This is a genomic window from Pseudoalteromonas sp. TB51, assembly GCF_000498055.1.
Lineage (GTDB): Bacteria > Pseudomonadota > Gammaproteobacteria > Enterobacterales > Alteromonadaceae > Pseudoalteromonas > Pseudoalteromonas atlantica.
Window position 1 is genome coordinate 1 of record NZ_AUTO01000177.1, and the last position, 14,705, is coordinate 14,705.

Below are 14,705 nucleotides of genomic sequence, written 5' to 3' on the forward strand. Positions count from 1 at the left end.
CCGCCGTTAGGACCACCTGCTTTTGGAGCGCCGCCACCAGGTGGTTCATGGCGAGTTATTTTAGTGCCTTCAGGTGGCTTGGCCCCTACACCCGCTTGTGCTGTGGTCGTAAAGTTGTTTTGTGCAACCACGCCTTTTAAGCACTTAGGTAAGTTAGGGAATGTATTACTTGCATGGTAGTGGTAAGTAACTATGCCGCTTTCACCTGCAGGGCCTGTGTGGCCATTACAGCTATCAAGCTCGGTTGGGGATGTACCATCAATTTCTTGGCTTCCGTAAATTGGGTAGCCATCAAAGCCATAACCAAATAGGGCGCTTGGCTTTTGCGTTAAATTATTACAGTTGGCGTTAACATGTTCGTGTTTATATACGCTGTCTATATCACTAGCGGTGCCGTGGTAGTGGTACCAACCGCCCGGATCAATATGGCCTGCGCAGGTATCAAGCGCGGGTAAATGCCCAGTATGTTGCACACTTGGCGCATCCGAAAAAATAGGCACACCCGCAAGCGCTATACCCACTTTAGATACAGTGCCCAGCGCTGTTGATTGCTCAGACATAACAGGGTGCAGTGGTAAAAGGGCGGTAATTTCTACGCTTTTATCTACCGATACATTAATACATGCATGATCAACTGTTGGGCGAATGGTCGCGTTATCAACAATATGCACGTTGCCGTCTTCATCGTAAAAGGTAAAACCTTGCTCGTTAAGCATGGTTAAAAATGCTTTATCTAACCTATATAGCCCCGCATCGGTGCCATCCCAATCCCAAATTCCGCCTACGTCGTCGAGTGTTTCTGGGCAAAAAGGGCCGACTTCAATGTTGTCGGGCTGATATTTTAAAACCACTTGAGCACACTGAGTTTGTAGGCCGTTTTCAAGCGTACACTCTACAGTTTGTGGCAGCTTTACCATGGCTTTAATATTAAAATCATCGGTATTAATAAGCGTGTTTTTAGCGCTTTTAGCTTCTGGGGAGGCAGGTGTACTTTCGCTTTTTATCTGCTCGCCACATGCAGTTAAAAGTACCGTGGCACTAAGCAGGAAAAATGCGAGCTTAGTCTTTGTAGTGTTAACGCTAGGCGCTTTTAAACGACTTCGTTTAATTGTTCTCATACTTACCCCAAAACGATTTATATACGTAGGTTTTAGTATGGCAATAAATTGTGCAAATAAAATGAAAGTTTTAAAAGAGTTATTGATATGTTTGAGGTGCATGGCTAGCTTTTAATTAACATTATAGGGAGTTTTTATTAAGTTATTCAATAAACTTACACGATTAAATACGAAGTATAAAAGTACAAGTTAGCTGCTGCTGTTTTTACTTGCCCAAGGCTTACCTAATAAAGCTCCTTATATTTAAAGCTTAAAGTTTAAAGCTTAAAGTTTAAAGCTTAAAGTTTAAAGCTTAAAACGCAAAAAGCACAAACCTTGGTTTGTGCTTTTATATTTTACGGTTAAATAATTATATTTTTTCCCAGTAGGGTTCGTCACCAAAGTAGCCGCTAAAGTAGTCTATAAAGGCCCTTACTTTTGGCGCTAATAAACGCGAACTTGGGTAAACACTCCAAATAGCGGTGTCGGATGCAAGTGGGTAGTCTTGTAAAATTTGTACCAGCTCACCACTTTGTAATTTTTTATAGGCACACCAGCTCGACATTAGCGTAATACCTAAGCCTTGCACGCACGCATCGCGCACCGCTTCACCGTTATCGGCTTGTAATACGTTATTGGTTTTAATGTTTTGTGTGCCCTCGGGTGTAATAAACGACCACGTAGTTAAACCATGTAAATTAACACAGGTATGATTTTTTAAATCTTGCGGTGTTGTTGGGGCGCCGTGTTTTGCAAGGTAATTAGGCGATGCGCAAATTAAGCGTTTATCGCGGGCAACCTTTCGGGCTATAAGGGTTGAGTCGTTTAATGCGGCGTCGCGTATTGCTATATCAAAACCACCGCCGACCATATCAATAATGCTATCGCTTAAGCGTAAATCAATTGTCAGGTCGGGGTATTGCTCAATAAATCCAGCCAATGCAGGAATAATATGCATACGCCCGAACGAAGCAGGGGCGGTAATGCGCAATTTTCCTTGTGGAGTTACACTGCCTATACCTACCGAGGCGCGTGCCATTTCAACATTGGCAAGCACTTCCTCGGCGTGGGGTAAAAAAGCTTGGCCCTCTTCGGTTAGCGATACTTTTCGGGTTGTACGATGAATGAGTTTAACGCCGAGCGTTTCTTCAAGCTTATTCATTTGGGCACTAGAAACCGCGGCCGACAAACCTAACTCCTTGCCAGCTAAGCTAATATTATGTGTTGTTGCGATTCTGACAAACAGATTTAAATGGGCAATGTTCATTATCAAATTTTTCAATAAACTGATTATTTAAACAACTATATTATCAATACTTAGTTGTGTAAATATACTAGCAGCTTATTCATTGTGACTTTTCCTGTGGCGCTTACTATAAGCGCCTTTTTTTTCGGTATTTTTCTCGTTTAAATTTTTAAGTTTAGAGTGAGCCTGCCTTATGAGCCGTAATACATCATTACTTTTAAAGTATTTATTTAAGCAAACCTGGCCTATGTTGGTTGGCTTGTTTTCTATTATGGGAAGCCAGCTGGTTGATAGTATTTTTATTGCTAAGCTAGGCGCTGAGCCGCTCGCTGTAGTTGCCTTTAGTATTGCTATTTTTCAGGTAATTGTGGGAGTACAAGTAGGCTTAGGTATTGCGGCAACTGCGACCATTTCTACTGCACTTGGGGAAAATAAAGTTAACTACGCACGCTACTTAGGTAGTTTAATCGTACTTATTGGCACCGTAATAGTAACGCTATTGTGCTTGGCGTTGTGGCTTTTTCAGCAGCCTATAATTTTAGCGCTGGGTGCAACGCCTTCGTTATTTAATTTAACTGAGCTTTACTGGTTGCCTTGGCTAATAAGCTGCTGGCTTGGAGCGCTGCTTTATTTTGGTTACAGCATTTGCCGTGCTCATAACGAAACCTTATTGCCTGGGCGAATTATGGTGCTAACCAGTGTGTTAAATATAGCGCTCGATCCATTGTTTATGTTTACCTTTGATATGGAGTTAGCGGGTGCTGCATGGGCAAGCTGTGTTGCTTTTTCAATAGGCTTAGTAGTGGTGTTTTACACGCTTATTAAACGAGACCTTGTAACCTTTGACGTTTTAAAAAACCGCACCGAGCAGGCAATAAAAGCCATTGCCAAAATGATGGCGCCGGCTTTACTTTCACAGTTTATTCCGCCTATTTCAGCCATGATAGTAACGGCATTGATTGCCGTGTATGGTGGGTTTGCTGTAGCAGCTTGGGGGCTTGCAAACCGTATTGAATATATTGCGATTATTTTAATTTTAGCGCTTACCATGGCGCTGCCCCCCATTGTTGGAAATTTAAAAGGGCGGGGCGAGCTTAGGCAAATATTAAGCGTAGTAAAACTTGCGTGCGGTTTTGTAATTGGCATACAAATTTTATTAGCGGTTATTATGCTAGGTGTGGCTAACCCGCTTGCAAATGCGCTTAGCAATAATAGTGAAATAGTGGCTAACCTAACAGATTACTTTGCATTTGTGCCCCTGAGCTACGCGGCTTTGGGTGTATGTATGATCACGGTGTCGGTATGTAACGCGCTGGGCTTTGCGACCACGGCCTTATTTATCTCCATATTACGGCTATTTTTGTGTTACTTACCACTACTTTGGTTAGGCTCGTATTTTTACGGTTTAACAGGGTTATTTATCGGTATGGCATGCGGTAATACCTTGTCGGGCATTGTGGGTTGGCAGCTTTTTAAGCAGCAATATAAGCGGTTAACAACACACGTTAGCGCGCGCTCAAGCACTGTTTAATTATCAATATATTGAAGAAAGTTATTCCACTTAAATTGCAATTATCAAAATAGTTAAATGCAATTAGTATGCACCTCATTGAATCATTGCTTAATCTAGAGCAGCTAAATTTGCTGTGTTTAGGTCAAGCAATTGCAATGAAAATAGAGCTGCTTGAGGTGAATAACATGAAACTTTATAAATTATTTTTAATAGCTATAACGCTATACGCAGGCGCTGCAACGGCTGCACAAGATTACTTTTCGATGAGCTATATTCAAGGTGAAGGAGACGTGCGAGGGATTAAGGTGGCTTATCAATATGCCTTAGATTATCAAATAGAAGGCTTTGAAGAGCTAGAGATTTACCTAGAAGCCAATGCCAACTTTTTTGAATACGATGACCCAAAACGCTACGACGCTAATTTAGGCTTATCGCTTTCACCTGTTATTTTTTATCCTATTGGCAGTATTGCTGGGAACCGCGTTTTTGCCGAGTTTGGTATTGGTTTAAGCTTATTAGATGACACCAAATTTGCGGGAAAAAACATAAGCACACATTACCAGTTTGAAGACCGCCTAGGCATTGCCATGAAATTTGGTGAGGCTGAGCAACATAGCGTGTCACTTAAGTATTTTCATTATTCAAACGCTGGTATTAAAAAGCCCAACCCAGGCCTCGATTTTATATCGCTAAGCTACTCTCGCGCACTTTAATATTATCTACCTCGGTGAAAAATATTTCACTGAGGTTTTTAGTTAACCCCTTTTAACCCATCCTTAACCCTTGCCCTAATACACTGTGTGTAATGATGTAAATTAGGCACAGTTAAATGGTTTATTTTAAAAAGCGCTCAACGGTTTTATTGCTTGCACTTAGCTGCACGCTTGCTGCGTGTAGTAGCCAGCCAAGCTATACAGGTAATAGCACCGAGCAATCGCTAAAGCAGCATGCAAATTGGCAATACACACAAGATGATGCAACCGAGGTAAGTTATATCACTGATTTAGTGAATATAGCAGGGCTTGATTCGCTTATTAACCAAGCCGTTGCAAATAACCCTTCATTTAACCAAGTGCATGTGGCGCTAAAACTTGCTTATGCGCAGCGCGATGTTACCGCAGCAAGCCAGTGGTTTAGTGTAGATGCCGATTTTGACGCTCAGCGCAACGAAACAACTGGCACACAGTACAGCTCATCACTAGGGGTTAGCTGGGAGGCCGACGTATGGCAAAAAATTGCTGATAACGTAGCCGCGCAAGACATGACCATAGCCAGTAATCAGGCCACTTACCAAGGCGCTAAAGACACCTTAGTAGCCAGCGTGATGCGCACGTATTTAAACATTATTTTGCAGCAAGATTTACTTAACATAGAGCAGCAGCGTTTAACGGTTTTAGAAAATAACGAGCAAAGTATTGTTGAGCGTTACCAATACGGCTTAGGTGATTTAGAAGCCCTTGATACCGCGCGTACAAATACCGCCTCTACCCGAGCCACTATTGCCGATTATCAAGAACAAATAGCGCAAGCTAAACGTGCTTTAGTATTATTAGTGGGCGTTGATAAACTTGAAAACTTACCTACTACTTCTGTTTTACCTGAGGTTATTGAGCCGCTAAGCGCGCTACCAGAGCAAGATTTAGCGCGTCGTCCCGATTTACAAAGTGCCTATTACAATATTCAATCTAAACGTTATTTAGTTGATGTAGCTTACAAAGATTTACTGCCAAGCATTACGCTTTCGGCATCGCTTAGCGATTTAGCAACTACACCCAGCCAAGCATTATTAACCAGCCCAGTTTGGAACTTATTAGGCAGTTTAAGTGCGCCATTGTTTCAAGGCGGGGCACTTCGTGCACAAGTTGATATTGCAAAATTAAATGCCGAACAAGCCTTTTGGGAATACCAAGACACGCTACTTAGCGCCGTAAACGAAGTAGAAAACGCACTAGGCCAAGAGCAATCATTAACACAGCAGCAGCTACAAATTAGTAAAGCACTTGCCAGTGCTAAGCGCAGTTATAGCAACTACCAAAGTAAATACCAGCAAGGTTTGGTTGATATTTTAGACCTACTCACTGTGCAGCAGCAGGTGTACGACCTACAAGCTCAGCTTAGCCAAATAAATTACACCCTTTTAACTAACCGTATAGATTTAGGCCTTGCCTTGGGCCTTGGAGTATCGTCATGAAAATTTCGCCAGTACCTGTTGTTGTAACTCTTGTTGCCATTGTTTGTATAGGGCTTGCTATTTCATATAACGGCCAAAAAATGGCGCAGCAAGCAAATGGCCCAAAGCCAGAGCCGGCTAAATCTGTGGCACCCAATGTATCGGTTATTAACGCTGTGCCAAGTACGTATCAAGCCTATGTTAGCGGCCACGGTGAGGCTAAAGCACACTGGGCACTTAGCTTAAAAGCACAAGTTAAGGGCGAAATAACCAATATGAGCGAGCAATTTGCTACCGGTAATGTAGTTAAAAAGGGCCAAGTGCTTGCACAAATAGATAACACCGAATACTTACAAGCAGTCGCGAGCGCTAAAGCCACATTGGCAGATGCCAAACTTGCCCTACAAGAAGAGCAAGACTTAGGAAACCAAGCAAAGCGTGAATGGCAGCGCTCGGGTGTAACACAAGCACCAAGCTCGCCTTTAGTATTTAGAACGCTACAGCTAGAAGCCGCCCAAGCAACGGCAGATAACGCCCAATACGCACTACAAACTGCGCAGCGTGATGAAAAAAACACCCATATAAGTGCCCCGTTTGATGCTGTTATTTTATCGCGCGATGTAGATTTAGGCACTTACGTAAGCATTGGCGATACACTTGCTACATTAAACAGCACCGACAAAGTAGAAATTAGCGTACCGCTTTCATTAAGCCAATGGCAAAACCTGGCAAGCGATAAGTCGGGCGAGGTTATTTTAAGTGATGTAACAACACAGAATCAGTGGCAAGGTTACATTGCTCGTTTTGAGCAGCATCTTGACGATAACTCTCGCCAGCGCAGTGTAGTGGTTGCGCTAGACAAACCTTTTGAGCAAGCAACACCGTTATTACCAGGTACATTTTTAGCGGTACAAATTGCCGGTAAAGCGCTTAACAACGTAATTAAATTACCCGCCTCAGCAGTATCGCAAGAAGGCTTAATTTGGTACGTAAACGATCAAAACACGTTAATGAGCATTCAAGCGCAAAAACTATTTGAGCGCGGTGATGACGTTTATATCTCTCCTATTGAAGGGCACACTAATTTACGTGTGGTGGCTCGCCCACTCGTAAGCTACTTAAACGATATGTTAGTAAACCCAATTGTTGAGGAGATGCCATAATGAGCCCGCATCAAGCACCGCAATTACCTAATAATACTAACCCTTTGCACGGCATTATTAGCTGGTTTGCTAACAACTCAGTGGCCGCCAATTTATTACTCATTAGCGTAATAGTAATGGGCATAATGTCGCTTTCTACTTTGCGTAAAGAGGCGTTTCCAAGCCTTGAGCCAGATACTATTTCGGTATCGGTGGTTTACGACAGTGGCGATGCCTTACAAGCAGAAGAAGGCATCGCCCTAAAAGTAGAAGAAGCCCTTGAAACCGTACCCGGTATTAAGCGCATTACCTCTACATCCGATGCCAGCGGCAGCCATGTAAGCATTGAGAAAAAAACCGATTACTCGCTTGATGAGCTACTCACCGATGTTAAAAACCAAGTTGATGCCATAAATAACTTTCCGGCAGATGCCGAAGAGCCGGTGATCGACAAAGCGCGCAGGCAAGATCACGCATTAACTTTACAATTATTTGGTGATGCCGACCGCCATACGTTGCAAAACCTAGGTGAAAAACTAAAAGCCGATTTATTAGCTAAATCGGGCATTAGCGATGTAGAGCAGTCGGGCGTGCTTGACCCTATGATGTCGGTAGAAATCGACGAAGGCAAACTACAAGCCTACGGTTTAACAATTAGCGATGTAAGCGAGGTGATTAACAACGAATCATCGAGCCCGCTTTCTACTAGCTTGCGCGATAGCAATAAAATAATGCGCCTAAAAGCGGCAGACCAAGCTTATTGGCAGCGCGACTTTGCCAATATAGTGTTGCTTACAACGCAATCAGGCACACAAATTAAATTAGGTGATGTAGCAACCGTTACCGACACATTCGCAGAAGATACCAACTCACTAAGTCGTTATAACCAGAAAAATGCCGTAGGCATTGAAATTTTAATGGATGAAAATAGTGATATAACCACCATAGTTGAGCAAGCACAAAGCGTAATTGATACATGGCACGAGCGCGGCTTATTACCGCAAAATGTAGAGCTTGAAAGCTGGCACGATAAAAGCACCATGATCACCGAGCGCCTATCGCTGCTTACTAAAAATGCCGTAACCGGTATTATTATGGTGTTTGTTATTTTAGCGATATTTTTAAATGTACGCGTTGCGCTATGGGTTGCAGGTGGCTTGCCATTTGTATTTTTTGGCACACTGTACTTTATGACCGACAGCTACACCGCGCTGACCATAAATGAAATGACCACCTTTGGTTTTATTATGGCGTTGGGGATCGTGGTCGACGATGCCGTGGTTGTAGGGGAGAGTATCTACACCACTCGCAAAAAACACGGCGACACCCTAAATAACACGATTTTAGGCACCATGAAGGTGGCTGTCCCCACCATATTTGGCGTATTAACCACGGTAGCTGCGTTTGTTGCGCTTTCGAATGTATCTGGCAATTTAGGTAAAATTTACTCACAGTTTGCGACCGTAGTGACGATTTGTTTACTGCTTTCGGTTGTTGAATCAAAACTTATTTTACCGTCGCATTTAGCCCACGTAAGTACTAAACGCCAGTTAAAGTCGGGCCTTAGTGGCTTGTGGTCAAAGGTGCAGCACGGCGCCGACAGCGGCCTAACTTGGTTTAGCGATAAAGTGTACCGCCGCGTTATTGAATACTCGTTACGATTTAGATACGCCATTGTTGCTGCATTTGTGGCCTTTTTTATTCTGGTTGTTGGTATGCCTATGACCGGTGCAGTAAAAGTAGGTTTTTTCCCAAGTATTGCCGGCGATACCGTAACCGCTGAGCTTGTTATGCAAAACGATGCAGCGTATGGGCAAACTAATAAAAACTTGTTAGCGCTTGAGCAAAGTGCACTACAAGCCCAGCAAAATTTAATGGATAAGTTTGACTCGCAAGAGAGCGAAATAACGAGCTTACAATTAGTGAGCAGTAGCGATACTAGCGGTACGGTAAGTGTTGAGCTGTTAAACGAGGGCGACTTTACAGCAAGCGAATTTGCACAAGAATGGCAGCGCCTTGCCGGTATGCCAGAGGGCAGCAAAAAACTACAAGTATTGGCTACACGTAAAATGGTCGATAACTTTAAAGTAGAGTTAAAAGCCTGGGATGACGAAACCGTAATGGCCGCAGGCGCACTGTTTAAAGAGCGCTTACAAAATACTGCTGGTGTTAATGGCATAGATGATAATTTAAACCCAGGTCAGCCACAGCTTAAATTTACCTTAAACGCACAAGGGCGCGCTTTAGGTATGGATACGGCGAGCCTATCAGAGCAGGTTTTACAAGCTTTTGGTGGAGCAATTGTACAGCGTTACCAGCGCGATAAAGACGAAGTAAAAGTACGTGTGCGTTACCCAGAAAACGCCCGTAAAACACCAGCCGATATAATGCAATCGCGTATTAGGTTACCCGATGGCACCGTAGTACCTTTGGTTAACGTAGCCAATATAAGTAGCGAATATCAGCAAGATGAAATAACCCGCATTGATGGCCTACGTGCAATTTACTTAAGCGCACAAGTAGATAAAAACATTGTGGCATCTAACGAATTAGTTGCTAACTTAAGCCGCGATTTAGTACCTGAGCTTAACGCGCAATTTCCTAACTTAAGTATTCACTTTGCCGGAGAAGCCGAAGAGCAAGACGAAACAACAGGCTCAATGGCCACTATGTTTATAGCCGCGTTATTAGTTATTTACGTATTGCTGGCGATTCCGCTTAAATCGTACATTCAACCTATGTTGATTATGGTGGCGATTCCTTTTGGTATTGTGGGTGCTATTTTAGGCCATTGGTGGAACGACTTAACCATCAGCATACTTTCTTTAAATGGTATTTTGGCCCTCAGTGGGGTGGTTGTAAACGACAGCCTATTATTGGTATCGCGCTTCAACGAGCTGGTAAAAGATGAAGGCATGAGCACGCACGATGCCATTGTAGAGTCGTGTACAAGCCGCCTGCGCGCGGTAATGCTTACCTCAATTACCACCTATGCGGGCTTAGTGCCGTTATTAAGCGAAACCTCAATGCAGGCACAGTTTTTAATTCCTGCTGCAGCATCACTTGGTTATGGTATTTTGTTTGCCACGGTTATTACGTTAATCCTTATTCCGGCATTATTAATGATTCAAATAGACATTAAGCGCTTACTTGCCAATGTGTTAGACTTTTTAAGTGGTAAACGCACCCAAGGAGCTGCCTCTTAATGATAAACGTACTACTGGTTGAAGACGACATAGACCTGGCAACAACAATTGTTGATTACCTCGATATAGAAGACATTGAGTGTGACCATGCAAGCAACGGCGTTTTGGGCTTAAATTTACTGCAAATTAATGATTATCAAATGATTATTTTAGATGTAAACATGCCCAAAATGGACGGCTTAACAATGTGCAAAACATTGCGTGAACAAGGTAAAGATATTCCGGTATTAATGTTGACCGCACGCGATAGCCTCGATAATAAACTTGAGGGCTTTGCCGCCGGTAGCGACGACTATTTAGTAAAACCCTTCGCCATGAAAGAGCTTGTAGCGCGAGTACAAGTACTGGCAAAGCGCAAAAGTGGTGAGGCAAAACGCCTCACTTTAGCTAATTTAAATTTAGATTTAGCAAAGCGCAGTGCCGATGTAGAGGGGCAAACATTAAAGTTATCGCCCATTGCATTTAAATTGCTAGAAACCTTAGTACGCCATGCGCCGCAGCCTGTTACGCGCAGTAGCATTATGCAAGCTATATGGGGCGAAGAGCAGCCCGACAGCAACAGTTTAAAAGTGCATGTGCATCATTTACGTAAGCAATTAGAAGCCACCACACACCAAGTTACACTTGAAACCATTCCTAGTGTGGGCTTTGCAATAACAGCAAATGAAGGGCAACCACAATGAAAATAAGGCCTAGTTTAAGGCTCTACTTTTTTGCCAGTATGGTGGTGCTTAGCTCTGCTATGGCCATTGGCTTTTCGTTTTTAAGTGTAAATTACTTTATTGATGGGCTAGATAAAGGCTTAAACGGAGTTATGTTAAAGCTTTCGCAAACCACAGAAGTAAAGCCTGGGGAAACAAAAGAGCTGGTGGGCTTTAATATAGCAAGTCGCTGGGAAGACATGCCTGCGTCAATTCAGCAGCGTTTTAAAAAACCAACAGAGGTGGGGCTTTTACATAAAACAAAAGACAGGCCATCGATGTTTTCTATGCCGCAAAATTTATTTTTTGTGGTGTATTATCCAAACCCCGAAGGCGAGCCGCGTTATATATCGCGCATTATGCTCGAAAAAGACAAACCAAAATTGCTCGCTAATATAGAGCCCGAACAACGCATGCTATGGATTGCCATTACAGGCATTGCTGCCATTGTATTATTTGCGTTTTTTTTGTTTATGGTAATGAAAAAAATAGCCAAGCCAGTGGAGTCGTTAAGGGGTTGGGCTAAATCGTTAAACCAAACTAATCTGCAGCAAACACCGCCCGATTTTACATATAACGAACTAAACACTTTAGCCACATTAATACGCAGCAGCTTACTTTCGGCAAATGAAAGCGTAGAGCGTGAACAGCGCTTTTTAAGCTATGCCAGCCACGAGCTGCGTACGCCAATTTCGGTTATTCGCAGTAACGTTGAGTTACTCAATCGGCTGAGCGAAAAAGCCCCGTTAAGTGATAAACAACAGCTTACACTTGAGCGTATAGAGCGCGCCGGTTTAACCATGAGCGATTTAACCGATACGTTATTATGGCTAAGCCGCAACGAAGATCAGCAAAGTAGTCCAGAACCTGTAAACCTTAGTGATAAAATAACGACCCTGAGTAATGAGCTTAACTACTTGCTTAATGCTAAGCACGTTGAGGTGGTTTTAAACACCCAGCAAGAGAGCGTTATTACCACCGATGCTACTGCGTGCCACATAGTACTGACTAATTTAATTCGTAATGCCTACCAACATACCCAATTTGGCCAAGTACATATTACGCAGCAAGGCAGTAAAGTGACTATTGTTAATTGTAGTAAGCAAGACGATGCCCCTAAAGCGAGCTCGCCTTCAGCAAAACACGCCAGCATAGGGTACGGACTAGGCTTGCAATTAAGCGAAAAAATAATTAAACGCCACGGCTGGGTTTACGATGTAAACGATATGCCAGGGCGCTATGAAGTGGTGGTTGATTTTAGTTAGTTATTAGGTTAATTAGGTTTAAAAGTCTATTAAAAAAGCGGCTTAACGTAGTAAACGTTAAGCCGCTTTTTTGTGATTGCTGATAGGATAATACTTGTAAATGATTATTCGGGGGCAGCTTGCTTGGTTTTTCTAAACATAAACTCAAGGGGAATGTGTAAGCGTTTTGCCCACGCGTTTTCGGTGTGATCTTCCCCCGGGAAATACTGGCTTTGCCATAGCTTTGCTGGGTATTGTTGCGCCATAAATAAATCATCAATTTGCGCTTGTAGCCTAGGGTACATGGCATCTAAAGTGCTGTCGCCATAATCAAAATACACTTTTTGGTTACTCAGCTTTTCGATGTTGTTGGCAATGTAATTTTTAAACTCGGCAAATACTTCGTCGTCGTGGCTAAAAATACCTGGCCAGTGGGTCGACATACAAATAGCGCCTGTAAATTCGTTAGGATAATTAAGTAGTGTATACCACGATATAAGCCCACCCATGCTAGAGCCACCAATATAGCGATGCTGCGCGCCTTTATTTACGTTGTAGTTAGACTCTATATAAGGAATAACTTCTTTAACTAAAAAGCGTGAGTAGTTGTCTGAGTACACCTTAGAGGCAAATAATTTGTGGCCTGGGTATTTTTCTAACTGGTATAGGGCATTTTGCTTTTGTTTGCTCAAGGCCTCAAACGGTTGTTGTGGGTAGTATTCGCTGTGGCGGTTTTCAACGGCGTTTGGAATGCCTACCACAATAAATGGGCGTACTTTGCCTTGCTCTATTAATGAGCCGGCTACTTCATCTACGCGCCATTCTTGTTTGTTCCATGTGCTATTGGCGTCAAACAGCATGCGGCCATCGTGCATGTAAAGTACATCGTAGGTGGTGTTTTTGTTGTAACCTGGCGGTAGCCATACATTTAAAAAACGGTTTTTTACAAACTGTGATTCTATATTGTCGATCACCTCAATGTGGCCCTTGCTTACTTGCACTGTGGGCGTATTTGCATAGCTGGTATGCACTACAAATATTGATAAGCTAAACAGTAAAGCAACTAATTTCATGGTGGCGCCTTAGCATACAAAAAGTGCACTATCACAAGCTTGCGTTGTTAATTCAATGTGAATACGTATGCACTTGTATTTAAGCTATAAATGCATACACATACAATTTATAAATCGCTGCGCCAGCCCATGCCCGACTCTTCCATAAGGCGCTCGTATACGCCCTCAATATTAAGTGGCAGCCATGCTTTATATTGCTTTAAATCTGAAAATTCATCGAGCTTAACGTTTTGTTTTATTTGCTCTAGGCTTTGCCCTGCAAGTGCGCCTGCGGTTACTTGGCTGTAAAGCTTCTCTATATAGCGTAAGTAACGTGCTACATCGGCTTTATTACCCATATCGGCATGGCCGCCCACAAAGGTATTAAAGTCGTAATTTAATACCGCTTGGGTTGAATTAATCATACCTTGAATATCGTAGCTCCACAGTTTTTGCCATGGCATTCTGCCAATGACTATCCAGTCGACCACAAATAGTGTTTTTTGTTTTTCGAACAGCATACTTACTGAGCCTCGGCCATCGTTAGGGCCGTGGTAGTTAAGTTTTAAGGTTGAGCCGCCAAGGCTAAGTATTAGTTCATCATCAAAAGTAAGGTTAGGCATAACCGTTTTTATTTTCGTGTTTTTAATATCTTGCGCGGTAAGTTTGTGCGCAACAAAGGTTGTGTGCGGGCTTTTAAATACCTCTGCGCCGTAAATATGGTCGCTGTGATTATGGCTGTATACAACGTATTTAACGGGTACGTTATAGCGAGTTTTAATTTGCTCCTTTAACCAAGTGGCGGCTTTTTTATTAAGTGGGTCGGTAACTATTGCACCTTGTGGGGTGATTAAAAATACCGAGCGGTGTCTGTCGTCAATAAAGCGGTGGAGGCCATCGCCTAAATCTTCAATTTCGTAACTTTGCGCCATAAAACCTGTAAATAGTAGGCTGGTGGCAAGTAGTGTTTGTAATAAGCGAAGCATGCACAATCCTGTTTAATGTTCTAAGGGTCTGTTGACCTTTGCGGATTAAAATTTGTTCAAACTAGGGGCTATTTAATCGCGGCGCGAGGTTTGTAACCTAGTGGGCTAAGTAAAAGCCGAGCAAAGCTTCCGCGTCCTGCTCACGCCCTTTACCTACATCCATGTAGGCAACAAAGAGTAAATAGCCCCTAGGAAGAACCCTTTGGGCAGCGCCTGTTTGGCATTAATGCTACGTTATCGCCTATTTGTGGGGAACAACCACACTATATAGGCTCTGCCTTGCCTAAATACCAAACAGACAGCTGCAAATTTAACCTTAAAAGATCAACAGACCCTAGCATTAAGTAG

At 42.9% G+C, this 14,705-nt stretch carries 11 protein-coding genes; 7 read left to right on the top strand and 4 right to left on the bottom strand.

Translation table 11 applies throughout. The features are described 5' to 3' along the window. The coding region (locus tag L650_RS0109200; RefSeq protein WP_085065457.1) for a YHYH protein at window positions 1-1,220 on the bottom strand (1,220 nt) is incomplete at its 3' end. A 247-nt stretch (window positions 1,221-1,467) separates the two neighbouring features. Further along, window positions 1,468-2,364, bottom strand: a complete 897-nt coding sequence (locus L650_RS0109205; RefSeq protein ID WP_024033248.1) for a LysR family transcriptional regulator — start codon at window positions 2,362-2,364, stop codon at window positions 1,468-1,470. A gap of 172 nt (window positions 2,365-2,536) precedes the next feature. Here L650_RS0109205 and L650_RS0109210 point away from each other — a divergent pair, with 172 nt between their 5' ends. From L650_RS0109210 to L650_RS0109240, 7 genes are all read left to right on the top strand, one after another. Beyond that, window positions 2,537-3,874, top strand: a complete 1,338-nt coding sequence (locus tag L650_RS0109210) for an MATE family efflux transporter (RefSeq protein WP_029772927.1) — start codon at window positions 2,537-2,539, stop codon at window positions 3,872-3,874. Between the two features lie 68 nt (window positions 3,875-3,942). Next, the gene (locus L650_RS0109215; protein WP_085065458.1) at window positions 3,943-4,569 is read left to right on the top strand and encodes an acyloxyacyl hydrolase; all 627 of its coding nucleotides are present in this window, start codon (window positions 3,943-3,945) and stop codon (window positions 4,567-4,569) included. A gap of 116 nt (window positions 4,570-4,685) precedes the next feature. Further along, window positions 4,686-6,047, top strand: coding sequence for a TolC family protein (locus L650_RS0109220; RefSeq protein ID WP_029772928.1), 1,362 nt, complete (start codon window positions 4,686-4,688; stop codon window positions 6,045-6,047). Next, window positions 6,044-7,189 (top strand): efflux RND transporter periplasmic adaptor subunit, encoded by a 1,146-nt coding sequence (locus L650_RS0109225; protein WP_029772929.1) that lies wholly within the window; start codon window positions 6,044-6,046, stop codon window positions 7,187-7,189. The genes L650_RS0109220 and L650_RS0109225 overlap by 4 nt, the downstream gene beginning before the upstream one ends. After that, the gene (locus tag L650_RS0109230; RefSeq protein ID WP_029772930.1) at window positions 7,189-10,374 is read left to right on the top strand and encodes an efflux RND transporter permease subunit; all 3,186 of its coding nucleotides are present in this window, start codon (window positions 7,189-7,191) and stop codon (window positions 10,372-10,374) included. Before L650_RS0109225 ends, L650_RS0109230 begins: the two co-directional genes overlap by 1 nt. Next, the gene (locus tag L650_RS0109235; protein WP_029772931.1) at window positions 10,374-11,057 is read left to right on the top strand and encodes a response regulator transcription factor; all 684 of its coding nucleotides are present in this window, start codon (window positions 10,374-10,376) and stop codon (window positions 11,055-11,057) included. The genes L650_RS0109230 and L650_RS0109235 overlap by 1 nt, the downstream gene beginning before the upstream one ends. After that, window positions 11,054-12,340, top strand: coding sequence for a sensor histidine kinase (locus L650_RS0109240; RefSeq protein WP_029772932.1), 1,287 nt, complete (start codon window positions 11,054-11,056; stop codon window positions 12,338-12,340). The genes L650_RS0109235 and L650_RS0109240 overlap by 4 nt, the downstream gene beginning before the upstream one ends. A 104-nt stretch (window positions 12,341-12,444) precedes the next feature. On the opposite strand, the gene L650_RS0109245 is transcribed toward L650_RS0109240, so the two are convergent. Both L650_RS0109245 and L650_RS0109250 read right to left on the bottom strand, forming a co-directional pair. Then, window positions 12,445-13,392 carry an alpha/beta hydrolase gene (locus tag L650_RS0109245; RefSeq protein WP_029772933.1) on the bottom strand — a complete coding sequence of 316 codons (948 nt, stop codon included), beginning with the start codon at window positions 13,390-13,392 and terminating at the stop codon, window positions 12,445-12,447. Between the two features lie 107 nt (window positions 13,393-13,499). Next, entirely contained in the window at window positions 13,500-14,357 is an 858-nt protein-coding gene (locus tag L650_RS0109250; RefSeq protein WP_029772934.1) for an MBL fold metallo-hydrolase, read from the bottom strand. Window positions 14,358-14,705 lie beyond the last annotated feature (348 nt).